The sequence below is a fragment of the Myroides sp. LJL116 genome, assembly GCF_054871685.1.
This window is the reverse complement of the sequence record NZ_JBTXLR010000003.1, coordinates 111,310-133,167: the sequence shown is the minus strand read 5'-3', so window position 1 is coordinate 133,167 and position 21,858 is coordinate 111,310. Positions and strand designations below refer to the sequence as shown.

22 protein-coding genes and 5 tRNA genes are annotated in these 21,858 nt (G+C 33.4%); 7 read left to right on the top strand and 20 right to left on the bottom strand.

The features are described 5' to 3' along the window. Positions 1 to 91: 91 nt before the first annotated feature. Positions 92 to 1,378 carry a fumarylacetoacetase gene (fahA, locus tag ACYSNM_RS04045; protein ID WP_461755724.1) on the bottom strand — a complete coding sequence of 429 codons (1,287 nt, stop codon included), beginning with the start codon at positions 1,376 to 1,378 and terminating at the stop codon, positions 92 to 94. A gap of 107 nt (positions 1,379 to 1,485) precedes the next feature. Here fahA and glyA point away from each other — a divergent pair, with 107 nt between their 5' ends. After that, on the top strand, positions 1,486 to 2,760 hold the full coding sequence (glyA, locus tag ACYSNM_RS04040; protein WP_461755723.1) for a serine hydroxymethyltransferase: 1,275 nt from the start codon (positions 1,486 to 1,488) through the stop codon (positions 2,758 to 2,760). A 229-nt stretch (positions 2,761 to 2,989) separates the two neighbouring features. After that, positions 2,990 to 3,589, top strand: a complete 600-nt coding sequence (locus ACYSNM_RS04035; RefSeq protein ID WP_461755722.1) for a hypothetical protein — start codon at positions 2,990 to 2,992, stop codon at positions 3,587 to 3,589. Positions 3,590 to 3,652: 63 nt separating this feature from the next. On the opposite strand, the gene ACYSNM_RS04030 is transcribed toward ACYSNM_RS04035, so the two are convergent. From ACYSNM_RS04030 to ACYSNM_RS03995, 8 genes are all read right to left on the bottom strand, one after another. Next, on the bottom strand, positions 3,653 to 4,390 hold the full coding sequence (locus tag ACYSNM_RS04030) for an acyl-[acyl-carrier-protein] thioesterase (RefSeq protein ID WP_461755721.1): 738 nt from the start codon (positions 4,388 to 4,390) through the stop codon (positions 3,653 to 3,655). A gap of 4 nt (positions 4,391 to 4,394) precedes the next feature. Then, positions 4,395 to 5,312 carry a tRNA (adenosine(37)-N6)-dimethylallyltransferase MiaA gene (gene miaA, locus ACYSNM_RS04025; protein ID WP_461755720.1) on the bottom strand — a complete coding sequence of 306 codons (918 nt, stop codon included), beginning with the start codon at positions 5,310 to 5,312 and terminating at the stop codon, positions 4,395 to 4,397. After that, positions 5,296 to 6,147 carry an ion transporter gene (locus tag ACYSNM_RS04020; protein ID WP_461755719.1) on the bottom strand — a complete coding sequence of 284 codons (852 nt, stop codon included), beginning with the start codon at positions 6,145 to 6,147 and terminating at the stop codon, positions 5,296 to 5,298. Before ACYSNM_RS04020 ends, miaA begins: the two co-directional genes overlap by 17 nt. A gap of 11 nt (positions 6,148 to 6,158) precedes the next feature. Further along, positions 6,159 to 7,508, bottom strand: coding sequence for an exonuclease domain-containing protein (locus ACYSNM_RS04015; RefSeq protein WP_461755718.1), 1,350 nt, complete (start codon positions 7,506 to 7,508; stop codon positions 6,159 to 6,161). Between the two features lie 16 nt (positions 7,509 to 7,524). Next, complete coding sequence (locus ACYSNM_RS04010) at positions 7,525 to 8,196, bottom strand: YggS family pyridoxal phosphate-dependent enzyme (protein WP_461755717.1); 672 nt, start codon at positions 8,194 to 8,196, stop codon at positions 7,525 to 7,527. An 11-nt stretch (positions 8,197 to 8,207) separates the two neighbouring features. Beyond that, complete coding sequence (locus ACYSNM_RS04005; protein WP_461755716.1) at positions 8,208 to 9,425, bottom strand: DUF1015 domain-containing protein; 1,218 nt, start codon at positions 9,423 to 9,425, stop codon at positions 8,208 to 8,210. A gap of 63 nt (positions 9,426 to 9,488) precedes the next feature. Then, positions 9,489 to 10,382 carry a 3-hydroxyacyl-CoA dehydrogenase family protein gene (locus tag ACYSNM_RS04000; RefSeq protein WP_461755715.1) on the bottom strand — a complete coding sequence of 298 codons (894 nt, stop codon included), beginning with the start codon at positions 10,380 to 10,382 and terminating at the stop codon, positions 9,489 to 9,491. Between the two features lie 25 nt (positions 10,383 to 10,407). Then, a complete protein-coding gene (locus ACYSNM_RS03995; protein WP_461755714.1) occupies positions 10,408 to 11,373 on the bottom strand; it encodes a Gfo/Idh/MocA family oxidoreductase in 966 nt (321 codons plus the stop codon). A 352-nt stretch (positions 11,374 to 11,725) separates the two neighbouring features. Here ACYSNM_RS03995 and ACYSNM_RS03990 point away from each other — a divergent pair, with 352 nt between their 5' ends. Continuing rightward, positions 11,726 to 12,367: a protein-L-isoaspartate(D-aspartate) O-methyltransferase gene (locus ACYSNM_RS03990; RefSeq protein WP_461755815.1), complete on the top strand. Its 642-nt coding sequence runs from the start codon at positions 11,726 to 11,728 to the stop codon at positions 12,365 to 12,367. Between the two features lie 183 nt (positions 12,368 to 12,550). Here the strand turns inward: ACYSNM_RS03990 and smpB are convergent, their stop codons facing one another. The 9 genes from smpB to ACYSNM_RS03945 form a co-directional block, all read right to left on the bottom strand. Further along, the gene (gene smpB, locus ACYSNM_RS03985; protein WP_461754591.1) at positions 12,551 to 13,003 is read right to left on the bottom strand and encodes an SsrA-binding protein SmpB; all 453 of its coding nucleotides are present in this window, start codon (positions 13,001 to 13,003) and stop codon (positions 12,551 to 12,553) included. Positions 13,004 to 13,101: 98 nt separating this feature from the next. After that, the gene (locus ACYSNM_RS03980; protein WP_461755713.1) at positions 13,102 to 13,692 is read right to left on the bottom strand and encodes a porin family protein; all 591 of its coding nucleotides are present in this window, start codon (positions 13,690 to 13,692) and stop codon (positions 13,102 to 13,104) included. A gap of 237 nt (positions 13,693 to 13,929) precedes the next feature. Next, a tRNA-Tyr gene (locus ACYSNM_RS03975) sits at positions 13,930 to 14,010 on the bottom strand. A gap of 47 nt (positions 14,011 to 14,057) precedes the next feature. After that, positions 14,058 to 14,138 (bottom strand) — tRNA-Tyr (locus ACYSNM_RS03970). Between the two features lie 46 nt (positions 14,139 to 14,184). Beyond that, a tRNA-Tyr gene (locus tag ACYSNM_RS03965) sits at positions 14,185 to 14,265 on the bottom strand. Positions 14,266 to 14,310: 45 nt separating this feature from the next. Next, positions 14,311 to 14,391, bottom strand: a tRNA-Tyr gene (locus ACYSNM_RS03960). 49 nt (positions 14,392 to 14,440) lie between these two features. Then, positions 14,441 to 14,521, bottom strand: a tRNA-Tyr gene (locus ACYSNM_RS03955). 150 nt (positions 14,522 to 14,671) lie between these two features. Continuing rightward, positions 14,672 to 15,490 carry a 3-deoxy-8-phosphooctulonate synthase gene (gene kdsA, locus ACYSNM_RS03950; RefSeq protein ID WP_461755712.1) on the bottom strand — a complete coding sequence of 273 codons (819 nt, stop codon included), beginning with the start codon at positions 15,488 to 15,490 and terminating at the stop codon, positions 14,672 to 14,674. An 8-nt stretch (positions 15,491 to 15,498) separates the two neighbouring features. Beyond that, a complete protein-coding gene (locus tag ACYSNM_RS03945) occupies positions 15,499 to 16,059 on the bottom strand; it encodes a DUF4199 domain-containing protein (protein WP_461755711.1) in 561 nt (186 codons plus the stop codon). A gap of 168 nt (positions 16,060 to 16,227) precedes the next feature. On the opposite strand from ACYSNM_RS03945, the gene ACYSNM_RS03940 reads away from it, so the two are divergent. From ACYSNM_RS03940 to ACYSNM_RS03930, 3 genes are read left to right on the top strand one after another with little or no spacing between them, the layout of a single operon-like run. Then, positions 16,228 to 16,734, top strand: coding sequence for a SixA phosphatase family protein (locus tag ACYSNM_RS03940; protein WP_461755710.1), 507 nt, complete (start codon positions 16,228 to 16,230; stop codon positions 16,732 to 16,734). Continuing rightward, positions 16,715 to 18,829, top strand: a complete 2,115-nt coding sequence (gene ppk1, locus ACYSNM_RS03935) for a polyphosphate kinase 1 (RefSeq protein ID WP_461755709.1) — start codon at positions 16,715 to 16,717, stop codon at positions 18,827 to 18,829. Before ACYSNM_RS03940 ends, ppk1 begins: the two co-directional genes overlap by 20 nt. A 1-nt stretch (position 18,830) precedes the next feature. Beyond that, positions 18,831 to 19,748, top strand: coding sequence for a Ppx/GppA phosphatase family protein (locus ACYSNM_RS03930; protein WP_461755708.1), 918 nt, complete (start codon positions 18,831 to 18,833; stop codon positions 19,746 to 19,748). On the opposite strand, the gene ACYSNM_RS03925 is transcribed toward ACYSNM_RS03930, so the two are convergent. Next, positions 19,745 to 20,503: a TIGR02757 family protein gene (locus ACYSNM_RS03925; protein WP_461755707.1), complete on the bottom strand. Its 759-nt coding sequence runs from the start codon at positions 20,501 to 20,503 to the stop codon at positions 19,745 to 19,747. The two genes, ACYSNM_RS03930 and ACYSNM_RS03925, sit on opposite strands and share 4 nt — an antisense overlap. A gap of 10 nt (positions 20,504 to 20,513) precedes the next feature. Continuing rightward, on the bottom strand, positions 20,514 to 21,176 hold the full coding sequence (locus tag ACYSNM_RS03920; RefSeq protein WP_461755706.1) for an ABC transporter ATP-binding protein: 663 nt from the start codon (positions 21,174 to 21,176) through the stop codon (positions 20,514 to 20,516). A gap of 130 nt (positions 21,177 to 21,306) precedes the next feature. Here ACYSNM_RS03920 and msrA point away from each other — a divergent pair, with 130 nt between their 5' ends. Next, positions 21,307 to 21,852, top strand: a complete 546-nt coding sequence (gene msrA, locus ACYSNM_RS03915) for a peptide-methionine (S)-S-oxide reductase MsrA (protein ID WP_461755705.1) — start codon at positions 21,307 to 21,309, stop codon at positions 21,850 to 21,852. Positions 21,853 to 21,858 lie beyond the last annotated feature (6 nt).

Here is a 21,858-nt window from a genome sequence, read left to right as displayed (position 1 = left end):
TTTGAGAATCTTAAAGATATCGGAATAAAAATAAGCCCCAAAATGTATATTTTATACAGTTTGGGGCTTTTTTTATATAAGTGTTTTAATCTTATTTTTTAAACGGATCACAAGGTAGAAGCATATTGCTTACTTGGCCAAAGCCAACTCTTACTTGATCGTTTTGACAATATCCTTTAAAAGTGATGGTGTCATAATCTTGAATAAAGGTTCTTGTGATTCCACCTTTTAATTCTAAGGGCTTAGTTCCAGCCCAAGTTAATTCTAATAACGAGCCATAACTAGATGGTTCACTCCCTGAAATGGTTCCTGAGCCCATTAAATCTCCAGAATTTATTGGACAACCATTAATGGTATGATGGGCTAATTGCTGGTTCATGGTCCAGTATAAGTATTTGAAATTACTTTGTGCAATTAGGTTATCTTCTTTGTCCTTTGGAGTTAAGTATACTTCTAGGTGAATGTCAAAGGCATTATCTGTACTTTGTTGTAAGTATTCCAAGGGAGTAGGCTCTTGTTTTGGACTAGCTACTCTAAAGGGTTCTAGTGCATCTAAAGTAACTACCCAAGGAGAAATTGCTGTAGCAAAGTTTTTTGATAAGAATGGACCTAAAGGTACATATTCCCATGTTTGAATATCTCTAGCACTCCAATCGTTTAATAAAACCATACCAAAAATATGATCTTGAGCATTATCCACAGTAATGCGTTCTCCAAAATTATTGGCATCAGCAGTAATAAAGGCAGTTTCTAATTCAAAGTCAATTCGCATTGAAGGTCCGAAAACTGGTGTTTTTGCATCTTTGGGTAATGTTTGTCCTATTGGGCGTTTAATATTTACTCCACTTGGAATAACACTTGAACTTCTTCCATGGTATCCCACAGGAATGTGCAACCAATTGGGTAGTAGAGCATTCTCAGGGTCTCTAAACATTCTACCTACGTTAGTGGCGTGTTCTTTACTGGAATAAAAGTCTGTATAATCTCCAATAAACACAGGTAGTTGCATTTCTACTTCATCTATGTTAAAAACAATTGCTTCTCTGTGTTTTGTATTGTTTTGTAAGGTAGGATTGTTAATGTCAAAGATATCTGCAACCGCATTGCGTACTGTTCTCCAAGTTTTTTTTCCACTAGAAATAAAATCGTTCAAAGTGTCTTGTAAAAATACATCATCTGTTAAATCAATGCCTTTAAAGTAACCCAACATCTGTAAGGCACTTAAGTCTATGGCATAATTTCCTATACGAGTACCTATGGTTATTACGTCATCTTTTGTGATAAAAACCCCAAATGGAATATTTTGAATTGAAAAATCACAGTCTTTCGCGTAATTCAACCAAGATTTCCTAGTAGGATCATTTGCGCTAATTATCATAATTTTTTTATTTAGTGTGTTAATACTACCAAATATATAATTAAGCAGGAATATAACAAACGTTTTTTGTACATTTGGTTTTAATTAAAAGAAAAACACATTAAATAATGAGAAAAGACACAGAAATTTTTGAACTTATTCTTGATGAGCAAGATAGACAAATTCATGGTATTGAATTAATCGCATCGGAAAACTTTGTTAGTGATGAGACAATGGAAGCTGCGGGTTCTTGTTTAACTAATAAATATGCTGAGGGGTATCCAAATAAAAGATATTACGGTGGATGTGAAGTAGTAGACGTTGTAGAGCAAATCGCTATTGATCGTGCAAAAGCTTTATTCGGAGCAGAGTACGTAAACGTTCAACCTCACTCAGGTTCACAAGCTAATACAGCTGTTTATGCTACATGCTTAAAACCAGGTGATAAAATTTTAGGTTTTGATTTATCTCACGGAGGACACTTAACACATGGTTCACCAGTAAACTTCTCTGGAAAACTTTACAATCCAGTATTCTACGGAGTAGAGAAAGAAACAGGACTATTAAACTACGATAAAATCCAAGAAATCGCTACTAAAGAGCAACCAAAAATGATTATTGCTGGTGCTTCTGCTTTCTCTAGAGATATCGATTTTAAACGTTTTAGAGAGATTGCTGATAGCGTTGGTGCATTATTAATGGCAGATATTTCTCACCCTGCAGGGCTTATTGCAAAAGGTTTATTAAATGACCCAGTTCCTCACTGTCATATCATTACTACTACTACACATAAAACTTTAAGAGGACCACGTGGAGGAATGATTATGATGGGGAAAGATTTCCCTAACCCATTTGGAATTAAAACTCCTAAAGGAGAAACAAGAATGATGTCTTCTTTATTAGATAGCTCTGTTTTCCCTGGAAACCAAGGAGGACCTTTAATGCATATTATCGCTGCTAAAGCAGTAGCTTTTGGAGAGGCATTAACAGATGAGTTCTTCCATTATACTTTACAAGTTCAAAAGAACGCTAAAGCAATGGCTGAAGCTTTTGTAAAAAGAGGATATGATATTATCTCTGGAGGTACAGATAACCACATGATGTTAATTGACTTAAGAAACAAAGGAATTTCTGGTAAACAAGCAGAAGAGGCTTTAGGACTTGCTGAAATTACAGTGAATAAAAACATGGTTCCTTTTGATGATAAATCTCCATTTGTTACTTCAGGAATCCGTATCGGAACTCCGGCTATTACAACAAGAGGTCTTAAAGAAGAAGATATGGAAGTAATTGTTGAGTTAATCGACAAAGTACTTATGAACAAAGACAATGAAGAAGTTGTAGCTCAAGTAAAAGAACAAATCAACGAAATGATGGCTGAAAAACCAATGTTCGTGATGTAGTATTACACTAGTTTTATACACTTAATAAAATGCAGAAGTAAACTTATTTACTTCTGCATTTTTTATTTCATAAGTTAAGTTGGCCTTAGGTTTAAGCATAGAAATAAAAAAATCATCTAAAAAGGAGTGAAATTGTTATAAATCCTTGGAAAGCCTTGTAAAATGGACGTATAAATTTTAATGGCTTCTCTTTTTTTGATAACTTTACCCTTGTTAATTAGAACAGAAGATGATAAAATATATTTGTTTTTGTATGCTTGTATTGGCTAGTGTTTTTTTTGTGGGCTGTCAGCAAAATAAACTAGAGCAAGAGCAATCTGCTATAGAAACATCCAATAAACCTTCAATTAAGAAGGAGATACCAACCCTTAAAGAGTTTTACTTTGATTCCTATGTAGTTATTGATTACTTTACAATTGAACAAGATAGCATTTTACCCCTTGAGGCATCTGCTGTAGATTTGGATTTTGTAGTAGATCAGTATCTTATAAAAAGCTTGGTCGTAGATCAAAACTATTTAACTATAGTGCGTTCAGACAACCAAAGGGATACCTATATAGTGGAAAGGGTAGGGGATCAGCTATTTATAAGTGATAATGGGCAAAAGAACCTTTTGTGCATTATAAAAGATAATGGGCAGAAAATAGTATTATATACTTCTTTCTTTGATTTGTTTGGACGCCATAAATTAGCAAAGACAAAAGCTTTATTTAGCGAATTCTCTTATGGCATTTTACCAGGAGAGAATTTATTAGAAGAATATAGTTTTTTAGAGCATAAAACAGGAAATCTAACTCATTTTAGCTACCTTTTTATTGCAAAGAAATAAATAGGCATTTTGTAAAACTGATAGTCGGTTAAGTATTATGCTCTTTTATATTATGTAGAGGCCTTATTCAATAATACACTGAAAGTTTACATTGTTTTGACTATCTTGAATCAGATAATGATTAGGATGGTCAAAAGTATTTCTATCAATAGAATAAGGTTCTTTAAACAAGAGCTCCTTATGAAAAATCATATCCACTACTTTAGTGGTATTTAAGGCCATATCATTTTGGTGTAAGGCATTGATGATCCATTCTAGGTATTTAGTGTTAGTAACGTGATCTAACATGTCTAAATCAGAGTACTTTACAGTATCTTTTTGTAGTGATTGTAAATCTTGTTGTTTATTAAATCGGGTAAATTGACCTTCTATGGCTTTTTTATCCGGAAATTTTTCGAAATGTTCATGACCTAATTGCATTACCTCAGGTCTTCTTGTAACTGTATTGATAATCACCCACAACGAACTAGCACTTGCGATAAGTTTATCTTGGGCGTAAACTGCAAAGTTACGAATGGAACGGAAGCCTTCTAAGCGTTCTATCCAGGTATGAATACATATTTGCTCTTGCCAATGAGGTAAGTCTTTGATTTCAAGCCTAAACTTATTTAAAACCCAAGCTTGTTTACTCTTTTGTAAATCCCAATAACTAATTCCCCCCGATACGGCATGATTGGAAGAGGCTATTTGCATTAATCTACAAAGATCAACTAGTTTTATTTGGCCATTAGGTTGACAGTCAAAATAATCAACTGTAAAGTTTTCTATATAAATGGATTCGAAGTTAGCACAAATGGGCATAGTTTTATTTTAGGGATTCTTCAATAGTTGTGAAAATTTGGTTTTTTGGAGTTTGATAATCAAACCAATGTACCTCTGGTGTTCGCTTAAACCAGGTAATTTGACGTTTTGCAAAACGCCTAGTATTGGTTTTAATATCCTCAATTGCTTTATTCAAATCGCATTGTCCCTCAAGAAAATTAAAAATCTCTCTGTATCCCACTGTTTGTAAAGCGTTATTAGACCTGTATTCAAATAAGTCACTGGCTTCTTTTAATAAGCCCTCTTGCATCATTTTATCCACACGTAGATTTATGCGATCATACATAATTTGTCTGTCTGCACTTAAACCAATAATAATAGGGGTGAAGTTTCTCTTACCTTGTTTTTTATTCAAAAAGCTAGAGTAGGGCTGATTAGTCCCCAAACATATCTCTAAAGCGCGTATTACTCTTTGGGGATTATCTAAGGCTACTTTTTGGTAGTGAATAGGATCTAATTGCTTTAGTTTCTCTTGTAAAAAAGGCAAACCTTTGTCTATAAGTTCTTGATTAAGACTTTCTCGGATACTTGGATCTATATCTGGAAAATCATCCAATCCTTCTAGGACAGCATTTACATATAATCCTGATCCTCCAACCATTACTTGAATAGGGTTTTTCTTAAAAAGTACTTCTAAGGTTTCTAAAGCTTCTCTTTCGAAATCACCAACGCTATAGCTTTGATCTATGGATTTGTTTTGAATAAAATGGTGTGGAGCCTGGGATAACTCCTCTGGGCTTGGTACGGCAGTACCAATGCGCATTTCTTTATAAAATTGTCTGCTATCACAGGAAACTATTTCACACTTAAAGTGTTTAGCTATGTCAATTGCTAAAGCAGTTTTACCAATTGCAGTAGGACCAATTACTACAATCAGGTAATTATTATTTTTTGTATACATCTGTTAATTTTTGTCCGCAATTATAGCAATAATTAGCGTCGTCATCATAAATTGTAGTGGTACATGAAGGACAGTTTCTTCTATTTCTTGCATCTAGTCGATTGCGTTTAATATTGGAAAATTCCGCCGTTACTATACCTGTTGGAACAGCAATGATTCCATATCCCATAATCATAATTAAAGAGGCAATCATTTGTCCTTGAATAGTTTGAGGAGCAATATCTCCATACCCAACTGTAGTTAAGGTAACAATACACCAATAGATACTACGAGGAATATTGGTAAAACCATTTTCTTTACCTTCTATTACATACATAAGAGCTCCCAAAATAATAGACATAACAAGTATAAAGTATACAAAAACGATAATTTTTGTTCTACTTGCTTTTATGGCTAGTTTTAAGTGAGACTCTTGTCCTATATAAGGAACAAGATTTAGAATCTGGAATAAACGCAGTAAACGCAACGCTCTTACTACGGTAAGTATTTGTACATCAGCAATGAAAAAGGATAAATACATAGGTAAAATAGAGACAAAGTCTACAATACCGTAAAAACTAAAAATATAATTTAAAGGTTTTTTATTGGAAATAATACGCAAAACATATTCTATGGTAAAAAACACTGTAATTACCCATTCTAGAAACTTCAAAGCGGTGTGATGCTTCATATCCACACTTTGAACCGATTCTAGCATAACTAAGAAAACACTCAAAAGAATAACTCCTAAGAGTGCCACATCAAATAATTTGCCCGCAATAGTATTGGAGCCATAGATGATAATATATATCTTTTGCTTAAGTATATCCCATTTATTTTTCAGTTTCTTTCTCAATCTACCTGGTATTAAAAGCGAATTATTTTGTATCCTATTTTCTTGTTCAAGTAGTTTAGTACGATATTTCTATTGTTTCTATGAAATGAAATTGGCACTAAAATACTTTGTAGTCTTTCCAATGAAGTGATTTGGTAGTTTAAATCGTAGTAGCAATAACCACTTACTTTACCATTTTGTATAATCACGCCACTTTTTTCCTCTAATTTACGACCTTTACTACTAATTAAACAAACTCCTTTATCGATTTGGAAAGGAGCGAGTATTTCTTGGATTTTTTGATTATATTCTACGAAATCCACAGTAAAATCATCGCTGAAATTCTCTGAGGTTACTTTTTTGGATTTCTTTTCATATAAACATTCTGTATAGAAGTCAAATTCTTTCTCAGAAGTTATCTTTTCAATAAATTTCTTAGCCTCTGAACTACTTGTAAATGCCATTACATTTTTCTTTCTTCCATCTGTCTTTTCAATACTAAAATAGAAGTATCCTTTTAAGTTAGTTTTTAAATACAAAGAGTAGGCTAAAACAGTTTTCTTACTATTTTTATTGAAAATGGGCTTATTAATAGCAATTTCTTCTGCTTGTTTTAATAAAGCAATTAATTCATTACCTGTTTTTTCAAAAGTTACGGTGTAAGTAAGTTGTTGGATCTTTTTATCCAAAATAGAGTTATTAGAGAAGTGTTGTTGCACTTTTTTTCTAATGTTTCTACTCTTGCCAATATAGATGATATTACCATTCTCATCGTGTATATAAAAAATACCAACTTGAGTAGGTAGGGTATCAATGATATCTAAAAATTTTGGACTCAATCCACCTTTGATATCCGTTTTTATTAAAGAAGTTAAGATTTGCTTTTGAGCATCTTTAGATAAAAGGAGTTGAAATAACTTTACTGTAGCTAAGGCATCTCCACTTGCTCTATGTCTATCAGCTATAGGAATACCTAAGGAACGCACTAATTTACCTAAAGAATACGAGGGCATATCTGGTAAAAGTTTTTGAGAAAGCTCCACTGTACATAATGTATTTCTTTGGAAATCAAAACCTAAGCGTCTAAACTCTGTTCGAATAACCCTATAGTCAAACTCCGAATTATGTGCTACTATAATACAGCCCTCTGTAATTTCTAGAATTCGCTTAGCTACCTCATAAAACTTAGGAGCCAAACGCAACATAGCATTATTTATTCCCGTTAGTTTCACAACAAAGGGTTGGATGTCGATTTCTGGATTAACCAAGCTAATAAATTGATCAACGACTTTTTCTCCGTCAAATTTATAGATGGCGATTTCTGTAATTCCCTCTTGGTTATATTGACCTCCTGTAGTCTCTATATCTAAAATTGCGTACAATAGTGTAAAATATTAATTAATAATTTCGATTACCAAAAATGCTACTTCCAATGCGTACCATATTGCTACCACATTCTATAGCTAAAGCAAAATCATTACTCATTCCCATAGATAATGTATCTAAACTTATATTGTGTTGGTTAGTATATTGCTCTTTTGTTTGCTCAAAAATGGTATGTAAATTCTCAAATTCTTTGCGCACTTGAGCCGTATCTTGAGTAAAGCTAGCCATACCCATTAACCCTTTAATTTGTATGTTTTCCATTTCTTTGAATTCCTGGGAATCAAGAATTTCAAAAAGCTCTGCTTTATCTAAACCAAATTTAGTGTCTTCACTTGCAATAAACATTTGTAACAAACAAGGTATTACTCTATTGTTTGCCTTGGCTTGTTTGTTGATTTCTTTCAATAAACGAAAGCTATCCACGCCGTGTATCAAACTAACAAAGCTAGCCATGTACTTTACTTTATTTCGCTGCACATGACCAATCATATGCCACTGAATATCTTTGGGTAAGTCCTCGTATTTTTGTGTCATTTCTTGGATTTTATTTTCCCCGAAAATACGTTGACCACCTTGATAAGCTTCTAAAATTAACTCGTTTGGCTTGGTTTTAGAAACTGCAACTAAAGTTACATTTTGTGGTAATTCACTTTTTATTTTATTTAAATTCTCAACAACATTCATCCTTTATATCTTTAAATTTCGTAAATAAATAGACCATTCATGAATTTTGGCTCAATATAGGTACTCTTAGGTGGCATAATCAAATTGTTATCCGCTACTTTTTTGATTTCCTCTACATTGGTAGGGTAAAGCATAAAACCAACTTCATATTCTCCTTGATCAACCACTTCTTTTATTGCAACAATGGATTGATTCCCTGGAACATAATCAATTCTTGCGTCATTTCTTAGATCATCCAAACCTAATATAGGATGAAGTACTTCATCGTATAAGATTTGAGCGTCTAATTGTTGTAGGATATCTTGGGTTTGTTTTACTTCTTTTAAACGCAAAGAATAAAAGTCCCCATCAAGATACATTCCAAATTCCATTTTTTTGGTAGGCTTCCAAAGTTGTTGTTCTTTGTTTACTACAAAAAACTTCTCCTCTAAAAGTGCCAAAAACTCTTCTTTCGTATGATTGTTTAAATCGTGTATAATACGATTAAACTCATAAATTTTTATATTACTTTCTGCAATTAAAAAAGTCATTACAGAGTTTTTTAATCCTTTGCTATTAGTAGGGTCTTGTTGGTGAAGTAAATCAGCCGATGCAAATCGGTGATGTCCATCTGCTATATACATTTGGTTAACTTGTTCGAACTCCTTACATAGCCAGTCAATCTGCTGTTGGTTTTCTACCTTCCAAATAGTATGTCTTTCTCTTGTTACAGTAGTAAAGTCATAAATAGGTAGGTTCTCTTTTTGTTCACTTAGCCAATTATTTACAGATTCTCTATCTGGATACATCATTAATACAGGCTCTGTATTAAATTTTCCAAAGTCTAAATATTCTTTAAATAATTCTACTCTATATTCTAAAGTATCTTCGTGTTTTTTAATGATATCTTCCTTGTAGTCTTCTAAAGAACAACCAGCGATAATTCCCGTAAATTGACAGGATTTTGTTTTTATTTGATATACGTAAAAGATAGGTTTATCTTCTTTTAGTAGAATGCCTTCCTTTTTAAAGTCATTGAGTTTAGCCGAGACCATTTTAAACCTCTTATCACTTGTTACCTTTTGTGGGTTAACATATGCTGGATTTAAAACATGTAAAAAAGAAAAAGGATTAAAATCCAATAGATAGGCTAATTCTACAGCTGAATAATCCTCAAAGGATCTACAGCTAACAAGGCTAACTTTATCTTTTGTAGGGCGTAAACCCTGAAATGGTATTATTTTCGCCATTATTATGGAGTCAAAATCATAAAGACAACTGGCCTAAACCAGTTGTCTTTACTTTATATTATTTTATTTATTACTAAACATTGCTGCAACTTTTTCAGCTTTTTTACTTTCGGAGTAGTCATAAAAACCTTCACCAGATTTAACTCCTAGTTTTCCTGCCATTACCATGTTCACTAATAATGGACAAGGCGCATATTTTGGATTTTTAAATCCATCATACATTACATTTAAAATAGATAGACATACATCTAAACCAATAAAGTCAGCTAATTGTAATGGTCCCATTGGATGAGCCATCCCAAATTTCATTACTGTATCAATTTCTTCTACTCCAGCAACACCATTGTAAAGTGTCTCTATAGCTTCGTTAATCATTGGCATTAAAATGCGGTTGGCTACAAACCCAGGGTAATCGTTTACCTCTGTAGGTGTTTTATCCAAAGCTAATGAAAGATCCATAATAGCTTTAGTTACTTTATCAGAAGTGTTATATCCACGGATAATCTCAACAAGCTTCATAATAGGCACTGGGTTCATAAAATGCATTCCGATTACTCTTTCTGGGTTTTTAACCACAGAAGCGATTTGTGTAATAGAAATAGATGAAGTGTTAGAAGCTAAAATAATATCCTCTGAGCAAACTTGGCTTAATTCCTTAAAAATATTAAGCTTAAGAGCAACATTTTCTGTAGCAGCCTCAATTACTAAGTCAGCGTTAACTACACCGTCTTTAATTTCAGTATAGGTAATAATATTTTCCAAAGTAGCCTTTTTGTCCATTTCTGTGATGGTTCCTTTGGCAATCATACGATCTAGGTTTTTAACTATAGTAGCCATTCCTCTTTCGATCGATTTTTCATTAATATCTATTAATAAAACTGTGTAACCTTTTTGGGCGAAAGTATGAGCGATTCCATTACCCATAGTTCCAGCTCCGATAACTGCAATATTTTTCATTTTTGTTTTTAGTTAGTTAATTTTTTTATTGGTCAAATGCTTCAATTATTTGGTAGGCTAGGCGTAAAGCTTTTGTTCCATCTTGCAAAGTCACTACAGGATCATAGTTTCCTATAATTGCATCGTGGAAAGTTTCTAGCTCGTCTAAAATAGCATTATTTTGTTTTACTTGAGGATTATCGTAATAAATTTGTTTTTTTACCCCTTCTGCATTTTGTAAAATTAAATCAAAGTCTCCAGGTACTTCAGGAGCTTCTTTCATTTTTACAACCTCACAGGTTTTCTCTAAGTAGTCAACAGAGATATAAGCATCTTTTTGGAAAAAGCGTGTTTTTCTCATGTTCTTCATTGAAATACGGGAAGAAGTTACATTAGCCACGCATCCGTTTTCGAATTCAATTCTGGCATTTGCAATATCTGGGGATTCGCTTAAAATAGCTACACCACTAGCGCTCACTTTTTTCACAGGTGATTTTACCACACTTAAGATAGCGTCTAAGTCGTGAATCATTAAATCTAATACCACTGGAACATCTGTTCCTCTTGGATTAAACTCTGCTAGTCTATGTGTCTCAATAAACATTGGATTTTCAATTTTTGACACAATTGCTTGAAAAGCAGGGTTAAACCTTTCTACGTGGCCAACTTGTCCTTTAACGTTGTGCTTTTGGCTAAGAGAAATTAATTCTTCTGCCTCTTCAACTGTAGTAGTAATAGGTTTTTCTAAAAAAACATGTTTTCCAGCCTGAATTGCTTGCTTGGCACAATCAAAGTGGGATAGAGTAGGAGTGACAATGTCCACTACATCTACTGCATTAATTAAGTCTGTAATAGAATCGAACTTTTTATAGCCAAATTCTTGTGCTACTTTATTAGCATTATCTTCAAAAGGGTCATAGAACCCAACTAAATCGTATTTTTCAGATTGGTTAAGCAAACGCAAATGGATCTTACCTAAATGGCCTGCTCCCAATACACCAACTCTAAGCATATAAAATATATTTACAACAAAAATATAACTTATTTATAAATTGGGTTGCTTATAGGGGATAAATATTCAGGCTAAAGTCTTAAAAATGCCAATAAGACCTACATTATAGCCTCTAGGTGGCAAGTTTCTTTTTCTCTTTGAAGTAATTGGATGTTTTAGAGCTGTTGTTTTGTTTTGCAATTGCAACATTTATATATATTACTGTATGGGGCTATGTGTGGTAGTTCGGAACTACAATGCGGGTTTGTATAACATATTATCGCATTTTCTCTAGGAGACCAATAGTGTCCGTAGAGTGGTTTTTATATAGAATTAATTGTGTATTTTTGTGTTTTAACCAATTTTCATGCCAGTGAGGGATACTGTAAAACATCAGGGACTTAGAAATCAATTAGTTCAGCTTCTTGAGCAAAAAGGAATTTATGATCAAGAGGTTTTAAATGCCATAAGAAGGGTGCCACGACATCTTTTTTTAGATTCTAGTTTTGAAAACTTTGCTTATCAAGATAAAGCTTTCCCTATTGGTGCAGATCAAACTATTTCTCAACCCTTTACAGTAGCCTTTCAAAGTCAATTGTTACAAGTTAAGAAGTCGCAGAAAATATTAGAAATTGGCACCGGTAGTGGTTACCAAACTGCTGTATTAGTGGCAATGGGTGCTAATGTATACAGTATTGAGAGGCAACATGAGTTATATCGTAAAACGAGTCAATTATTGCCCTTATTAGGGATTAGACCTAAACTACTTACTTATGCTGATGGGTATAAAGGATTGCCTTCTTATGCGCCTTTTGATTCCATTATTGTCACTGCTGGCGCTCCTAATATACCTCAAGCTCTAATGGGGCAGTTAAAAATAGGAGGTAGGCTTATTATTCCTTTAGGAGAAGATAGTCAAACTATGATTGAATTGGTGCGCAAAAATGAAATAGAGTTTGAAAGATTTGAACACGGGGAGTTCAAATTTGTTCCAATGCTTAAAGATAAAAACTAAAAATTTGCAGTACAGCTGTTGTTTTTCAAGTTCGCAATAGGTAACTATCTATTGCGAATTTTTTTATTGTACTTAAAACAAGAGGTGAGAATCCCCATATAGGTCGTATATAAAAGCAGCCCGCATTTTGCGGGCTGCTTTTATATGAAATGAATCTTTGGATTAAAGAAGGAAGATCTATCTTTAAAAAGCTTTTTTAAGCCTATCTAGATCTCTTTGCGTATCCCTTTCTTTCATCGTTTCTCTCTTGTCGTAGTTTTTCTTTCCTCTACATAAAGCTATTTCAAGTTTAGCTAAACCTCTTTCATTTAAAAAAAGGCGTAAAGGCACAATAGTTAAACCTTTGTTTTGAACGTCTTTTAAAAGCTTCTTTAACTCTTTTTTGTTTAAAAGAAGTTTTCTTTCGGTTTTTGCTTTGTGGTTAAAGTGTCTACTTTGAGCATATTCTTCGATTTGAGTATTGATAGCAAATAATTCGTGTCCTTGAAATTCACAAAAACTCTCTGCTATATTTGCCTTTCCTAAGCGAATAGATTTGATTTCAGTACCTGTTAAAACCATTCCGGCTGTATAGCGATCAATTATTTCGTAATCAAACCTAGCTCTTTTATTTTGTATATTGATGTTCTTCTGCATAAGGTGCAAAATAATTATATTAAAATTCTTTTCTCTAGCAAACAAAAAAAGTTGCTACTACAAAGTAACAACTCTTTTGTTTAATCTTAAAATATATCTTATAAAAAGAAGTACCCTAAAGATACCATCCAAGCATGCGGTTTGGTTTTAGCTTCTTTAGATACGTTTTTAAAGCCTCCATCGTAGCTTACATCCACAGTAAAGCTTAAAATATCTAACCCTAAACCAACTCTATATCCTAAGTTGTCTTTATTGAAATCATCAAATACTCCTGTGATATCTTTTGTCTTAAAGTTGTCCCCAATTGTATTGGTATATACTCCACCTGCAAATCCGCGTAAGTGTAAAGCAGGCAATTTGATAAATCTATATCCAATTAAAAGTGGCACTTCTAGATTCTTCATTGTAGATGTCTCTTGGCTTCTTTCTCCTTGGAATTTAAAATTCTTTTCCGTGTACATTAACTCTGTCTGTAAATAGGTTCTTTTGATATTTACACGCAACATAGCACCAGCTCCCCATCCTGTAGCAGATTTATTATTATAGTCCTTGATAGAAGAGGACATTTCATTAAAGTTGGCACCTGCTTTTATACCAATATGTACTGGAGAAGCGGATTGAGCTAAAATGCTACTTGAGAAAAATAAGGCAACAACTAAAATGAAGCTATAAAGAAAATTCTTTTTCATAATGTGAAAATGTTTAAGTTATAATAATTTTAAAAAGACCATTAGATAACAGTAGAGTAAAAATAATCTAAAAAATAATACAATCTTCTTTTTTAGAAGTATACTTCTGTGGACTTATTGGTGTTTTTTACTTTTGGATTCTTGGATAGATTAGATGCAAAAAGCATACCTGTTTTTAATAAAATAAAAAATAATGCTTAAAAAAAAAGCTTCCTAATAAAATTAGAAAGCTTTTTGTGGGGAGAGCAGGATTCGAACCTGCGAAGGTTTCCCAACGGATTTACAGTCCGTCCTCGTTGGCCGCTTGAGTATCTCCCCAGTACGGCTACCTTTTAAAGTGTATTGTTGTTCTATAAAAAACTAAGTGGGGAGAGCAGGATTCGAACCTGCGAAGGTTTCCCAACGGATTTACAGTCCGTCCTCGTTGGCCGCTTGAGTATCTCCCCATATTGGTTTTTTTATTATACTTAAATTAAACTTCTAAACAATTAGTGGGGAGAGCAGGATTCGAACCTGCGAAGGTTTCCCAACGGATTTACAGTCCGTCCTCGTTGGCCGCTTGAGTATCTCCCCATAGGTATTGTTTAAAATAAAATGCCCTCTTATTAAAAAGAGTAGTGGGGAGAGCAGGATTCGAACCTGCGAAGGTTTCCCAACGGATTTACAGTCCGTCCTCGTTGGCCGCTTGAGTATCTCCCCATGTGGCATTTTATTTAAGTATTGTCAGAATTTTATAGAACATTTTTTGTGGGGAGAGCAGGATTCGAACCTGCGAAGGTTTCCCAACGGATTTACAGTCCGTCCTCGTTGGCCGCTTGAGTATCTCCCCTGAAGCACTCGGCTTGTTTGTTGATTTCAACGGTGCAAATATAGCGCTGTTTATCTAATGTGCAAGGGTTATCTTGATTTTTTTTTAACTTTATTTTCTCCCGTAACACTAACTGTTTGGTTATAATTGCGGTACGGGAGAAATTTTTTTTTAAAATTTATTGATCGTTTGACGGATTGCAACTAAATTCTTCATTAAATCTTCAAAATGGTCTAAGTGTAGCATGTTGGCTCCATCACTTTTTGCATTGGCTGGATCGAAATGTGTCTCTAAGAATAGACCATCTACTCCAACAGCTATACCAGCTTTGGCAATTGTTCCAATTAAATCAGGTCTTCCACCAGTAACTCCTGAACTTTGGTTAGGTTGTTGTAAAGAGTGAGTAATATCTAAAACAGTAGTAGCAAATTCTTGCATCTCTGGAATTCCACGATAGTCTACAATCATATCTTGGTATCCAAACATAGTTCCTCTATCGGTTACCATTACATTTTGGTTATTGCAATCTAGTACTTTTTGCACAGCATGCTTCATACTAGCAGGGCTCATAAATTGTCCTTTTTTAAGGTTTACAATTTTACCTGTATTAGCAGCAGCTACAACTAAATCCGTTTGACGAACTAAAAAGGCTGGAATTTGTAAGATATCTACATATTGTGCTGCCATTTGAGCATCGCTATTCTCGTGTATGTCTGTCACGGTAGGTACGCCGAACTCCTTTCCTACTTTTTGTAGAATTTTAAGTGCTTTCTCATCTCCAATACCAGTGAAGCTGTCAATTCTAGAGCGGTTAGCTTTTTTAAAGGAACCTTTAAAAATAAAAGGGATTTTTAAGTCATCGGTTACTTGTACCAATTTTTCACAAATACGCATTGCCATTTCTTCTGATTCTATGGCACATGGTCCAGCTAATAAGAAAAAATTATCTGCCTCTGTATTTTTTATTAAGGGAATGTTATTAATATTCATATGTCAATCTATTTTTTGTTTCTTTTTTTGTTCTTTTTTACTTTAACTACTTCTGGTTTTTTAGAAGCAGAGTTTTGAAGGCTTGCCGAATCCTTTGTTTGGATGAAGTAAGAAATAATAGCAACAATAACTACACCAAAAGATAAATTATTGGTTACTCCATTTCTTAAGAATAAATCAAAGGAAGAGTTTTTTATGGTTTCCTCTAAAGGCATGTTAGTTTGACTTTGTAAAGCCGTACGTAAAGTCGACATAAAATCAGGGGTCACCTGATTAAATGTAATGTATTGTATGATTGGAAAGAAGAATGTAATCATTATACACATTACAAGCCCACTAAAGAATGCTTTTTGCCAAGTAATTACTCCTTGATAGTACTCGTATTTCTTTTGTCGGATACCTAAATAATAAATTAGGATCAAGACTAGATTAAATAATACATCAAAACCAACCACGTAACGTATCTTATCTTCGTGGTGAAAGCCCATGTATTTCACTATAAACATCCATATTAAAGCCGATAGAGTTGCTATGGCTGCCCATTTGAATTCAATAGAGTATTTCCTCATTATATTGTATTATAAATAATAGTCAAAAGTAAAGGTTTTATTTTAGAAGTTAAAATATACTTTATTTTGATTTTTTTTCTTAAATTTAGTTCTACAGATATATTCTGTGCAAAAAATTCAACCTAAAATTCAGTAATTTTTAAAACTCACACTCAAAAATTATTTATTATGAAAAAATTAGTTTTGATAAGGCATGCTAAATCTTCTTGGGATACCATTATGATTGACAAAGAGCGCCCATTATCTAAAAGGGGAATTATGGATGCTCATAAAGTCTCAACTATTTTAAACGATCAATTACCTGATAAATATATTATTTGGTCTAGTATTGCAAAAAGAGCTACAGAAACAGCCGTGATTTTCGGACAAAACATGGACTTAAATTTAGAATGTATTATTTTAAAGCCGGAAATATATACTTTTGAGTCTAAGGTCTTGGAAAAAGCAATCAAAAGTTGCCCAAATAGCCATGATACGCTAATTCTTTTCGGACATAATAACGCTATAACGAAATTTGTTAATAAATTTGGTAACCTATTTTATAATAATATTCCAACTTGTGGTGTTGTAATTATAGATTTCGATACCGATAACTGGGAAGACATAGAAAATGGGACTATAGAATTAACCATATTTCCAAGAGATATAAATAATAATGAGCAACAAAACACCTAAGTTTACATATATAGATAGAGAAAAAAGCTGGCTGTCTTTCAATGAAAGGGTTCTGCAGGAAGCTGCCGATTCTACGGTTCCTTTATTAGAACGTTTGCGTTTTATTGGTATTTTTTCCAATAATTTAGATGAATTTTTTAGGGTTCGTTATGCCACCATTCGTCGAATGACATTAAGTGGGGAAAGCAATAGACGTTTAGGTAGTGGTATGGTGGTTATTGACCTATTATCCGATATCACTAAAAGGGTAATCGAATTGCAAAATGAGAGCTTGCGTATTTTACATGAAGTAGAATCAAAATTAGAGCAGGAAAACATCTTCATTGTCAATGAGAAAGAAATAAATGAGGAACAACAGGCATTTGTCAAGGATTTCTTCTTGCATGTGGTGTCTCCTGATTTAGTGACAATTATACTGAGTAACCTAGCTGAATTCCCTCTTTTAAGGGATACACACGGTTATTTAGTGGTTAAATTACTTTTAGATAAGAATTTGGTAAAAAAGCATGCTACAGGTAAAAATAAGAAACTTCTTCCACCTATTATGTATGCGATTATCGAAATACCAAATACCATTAATCGCTTTGTCGAATTACCAGGTAAAGAGGGCAAGAAGTATATCATAATGCTAGATGATATTATTCGTTTTAATTTAGATTCTATCTTTAATATTTTCGATTATAAAGCTGAAGCAGCTCATATGCTTAAAGTAACAAGGGATGCCGAGTTAGATTTTGACACCGATTTACACAAGAGTTTTATAGAGAAAATTTCTAGTGGAGTAAAAGATAGAAGAGAAGGATCTGTAGTTCGCTTTGTATATGATACAGAGATGGAATTAGATACGCTTCGTTTTTTATTGGAAAATATTGAGATTGAATTAAACGACAGTATTATTCCAGGCGGTAGATACCACAATAGAAGGGACTATATGAAGTTCCCTAATATGGGTAGAAGTGATCTTGTTTATCCTGCTTTAGTTCCTTTAGCAGTTCCTGGTTTGAGTTTAGAAGATAGTATCTTGCAGCAATTGCAAAAGAAAGACTATTTAGTTTCTACTCCTTATCAAAGTTTTGCTTATTTGGTTCGTTTTTTACGTGAAGCTGCGTTAGATCCGCAAGTATTATCTATAAAAATAACCTTATATCGACTTGCGAAAAACTCCCAAATTATTAGTTCTTTAATTAATGCAGTTAAAAACGGAAAGAAAGTTATCGCACAAATCGAATTACAAGCTAGATTTGACGAGGCCAGTAATATTTATTATTCTGAATTAATGCAAAGTGAAGGTGTGCAGTTAATTTTTGGAGTAAAGGGTCTAAAGGTACACAGTAAAATTTGCGTTATAGAGCGATTAGAGCATAAGAAGGTAAAAAGGTATGGTTTCATATCTACAGGAAACTTCAATGAAAGTACCGCTAAGGTGTATACCGATGTAACCCTATTAACGGCCGATAGTGGTATATTAAAAGATGTCTCTAAGGTTTTTGACTTTTTACAGGTGAATTATAGAGTATTGAAATATAAGCATTTACTAGTTTCACCTCATTATACAAGAAAGAGTTTTAATAAATTAATAGATAGGGAAATTTTACATGCCAATCAAGGTAAGCAAGCATATATTCGATTGAAAATGAATAGCTTGTCCGACCTTAAATTAATTGATAAGTTATATCAAGCTAGTAATGCAGGTGTGAAAGTTCAATTAATTGTACGAGGAATTTGTTCCTTAATTCCCGGTGTAGTGGGAATGAGTGAAAATATCGAAGTAATCAGCATTGTAGATAGGTTTTTAGAACATTCTCGTATCTATATTTTTGGAAATCAAGGCAATCCAGATATTTTTATATCATCGGCCGATTTTATGACTAGAAATCTAGATGAAAGAGTGGAGGTTACCTGTCCAATTTACGATCCTGAGATTAGGCAAGAACTAATAGATACCTTCAATATAGGATGGAACGGTAACTATAAAACCCGAATGATTACTCAAGAGAGTTCTAATTGTTATCGTCCAATAAAAGGAAAGGAAATATTTCATTCTCAAAAAGAAATGTATAACTACTACAAGGACAAATTGTCCAATAATAAATAATATGCTTAAAATAAGAAAGTTTGCAGCCATTGATATAGGCTCCAACGCCATGCGTTTACTTATCGTAAATATTATAGAAGAGAAAGGCAAACCAACTCTTTTTAATAAAAGCTCGCTAGTTAGGGTACCTATTCGTTTAGGACAAGATGCCTTTACTAAAGGAGTGATAAGTGAAGAATCAAAAACGCGTATGACAGATGCCATGAAAGCCTTTTATTTACTAATGAAGGTAAATAAAGTAGAAAGGTTTATGGCTTGTGCTACTAGTGCAATGAGAGAATCGGAAAATGGACAGGAAATCGTTGACCACATTTACAAAGAATCCAACATTAGAATTAGTGTAATCGATGGTAAAAAAGAAGCCATGATTATTGCTGCCTCCGATTTAAAGTATTTTATAAACAGTGATAAACCAGTTATGTATGTGGATGTAGGTGGGGGAAGTACAGAATTAACCCTATTTAATCACGGCCAATTAGTAGCATCTGAGTCTTTTACTAATGGTACAGTACGACTTATTAATGATATGGTAACCCATCAAGTATGGATGGATATGGAAAAGTGGATCAAAGATCAAGTAAAAGATCTAGAGCAAATCACTGTTGTGGGTTCAGGTGGTAACATCAATAAGATATTTAAGCTATCTGGAAAACTACAGCAAAAACCACTTACTTATAGTTATTTAAATCAACAATTTAATCTCCTTGGAGAGATGTCTTATGAGCAAAGGATTGCTAATTTGGGTCTTAACCCGGATAGAGCCGATGTTATTATACCTGCTTTAAGAATTTACAGAAATGCGATGAAATGGAGTGGAGCCAAACATATTTACGTTCCAAAAATTGGAGTTTCTGATGGTATAGTTAAGGCAATTTATTACGATCAAATTGCCTTAAATTATCAGGAAATGGAGTATTAGAATTTCTCTATAGCTCCAAGACCAAATAGAGCAAAATCATATCGAACTGGATCTAATGGGTCCAGTTCTCTTAATGCAGCATCTAATTCACTTAAGGCTTTTGCATCGTTTACTTTTCGATGTAATAAACCAAGTTTACGCGCTACATTTCCAGAATGTACATCTAAGGGACAGGAAAGATTAGCAGGTGATATACTTTGCCATAAGCCAAAATCTACCCCGTTATTATCGGTTCGAACCATCCATCTTAAAAACATATTGATGCGTTTAGCAGCAGAATTTTTCATTGGATCAGAAATGTGTTTTTGCGTTCTAGGCAAATGTTCGATTTCAAAAAAGATCTTCTTAAATTCAGAAATACTAAGTTGAAGATCCTCTGGATGTTGACTAAATACACCTTCTAATCCGCCTTTAGTAGTATAGATGTGTTGCAAGGCTCTAAAGAAAGTTTTTAAGTCTTCTTTATTAAAAGTCCTGTGAACAAAATCGGGTACATCCTCAAGATTTTCCTTTGTATGGCTCATTATAAAGTCATAAGGAGAGTTGCCCATAATATCCATTATTCTTTGGGCATTTTTAATAATCATTTTACGATTACCCCAAGCTATGGTCGCACTTAAAAACCCTGCTATCTCAATATCTTCCTTTAAGGTAAATCCATGGGCAATACCAATGGGATCATCTTGTATGAAATCAGGAGTATTAAAAAGCTCCGCTTTTTGATCTAAAAAATCTTTTAACTCTAGTTTTGTCATTCGTACTTGTTTACACTAATAATTTACCATCTTTCATTACTAATTTGCGATCAGCCATATTAGCTAATTGCTCATTGTGAGTGACAATAACAAAGGTTTGCCCAAGTTTATCTCTTAATTGGAAAAATAACTCATGTAGATTTTGTGCAGTAGTAGTATCTAAATTTCCAGAAGGCTCATCTGCAAAAATAACCTCAGGTTTATTGATTAGGGCTCTTGCAACTGCTACTCTTTGCTGCTCACCTCCAGATAATTCAGAAGGAAAGTGGTTTTTTCGGTGTGTTAAGGATAGAAAACTTAATAGTTCTTTGGCATCTTTAACCACTTCACTTTGAGATTTACCTGCAATTAATCCAGGTAAACAAACATTCTCAAGGGCGGTAAATTCAGGTAATAACTGATGAAATTGAAAAATAAATCCTAAGTTTAAGTTTCTAAATTTAGAGAGTTCTTTATCATTTAACTGTAATACATCCACATTGTTTATTGTTAAGGAACTGTTTGTTTCCCTTTCAGGACGGTCCAAAGTTCCTAGAATTTGAAGCAAAGTAGTTTTTCCAGCTCCACTTGCCCCAACTATGGAAACAACTTCACCTTTTTTAATATGTAAATCAACTCCTTTTAGAACTTCTAAATCCTGGTATTTTTTATGAATATTTACTGCTTTTATCATTTGTAATTTCCGTTTATTATCACAAAGAAACGATTTTAATATTGATAAAAGACCTTATTGGTAAACTATTTATCTATTAAAATGAGTAACTTTACCTAGTATATAAATTTAACCTAGAACTTTAAAATCAATGAATACAGATAATTTACAAACTGCTATTTTCGCAGGAGGATGCTTTTGGTGTACAGAAGCTATTTTTAAGCATTTAAAAGGAGTATATGAGATTCTACCTGGGTATACTGCAGGAAGTATCGCTAATCCAACCTACGAGCAAGTGTGTCAGGGAGATACTGGGCATGCTGAGGCAGTAGAGATCAAATATAATCCAAGTGAAATAAATTATACCCAATTATTGGAAGTGTTTTTTGCCACTCATAATCCAACTACTTTAAATAGACAAGGAGAAGATATAGGTACCCAATACAGAAGTGAGATATTTTATACCACAGAGGAACAAAAGAAGATTGCCAAGGAATATATTTCTATTTTAGAACAGGAAAAAGTTTTCCCTGATCCTATTGTCACAAAATTAAGTCCTGCATCTGTTTTTTACGTTGCAGAAGATTACCATAAAAATTACTTTGAATTAAAAGGGGGAGAGAATCCATATTGCCAGATGGTAGTTAAACCTAAAATAGAAAAATTCTTAGTTAAATATGCTTCAAAATTAAAATAGAAAGGG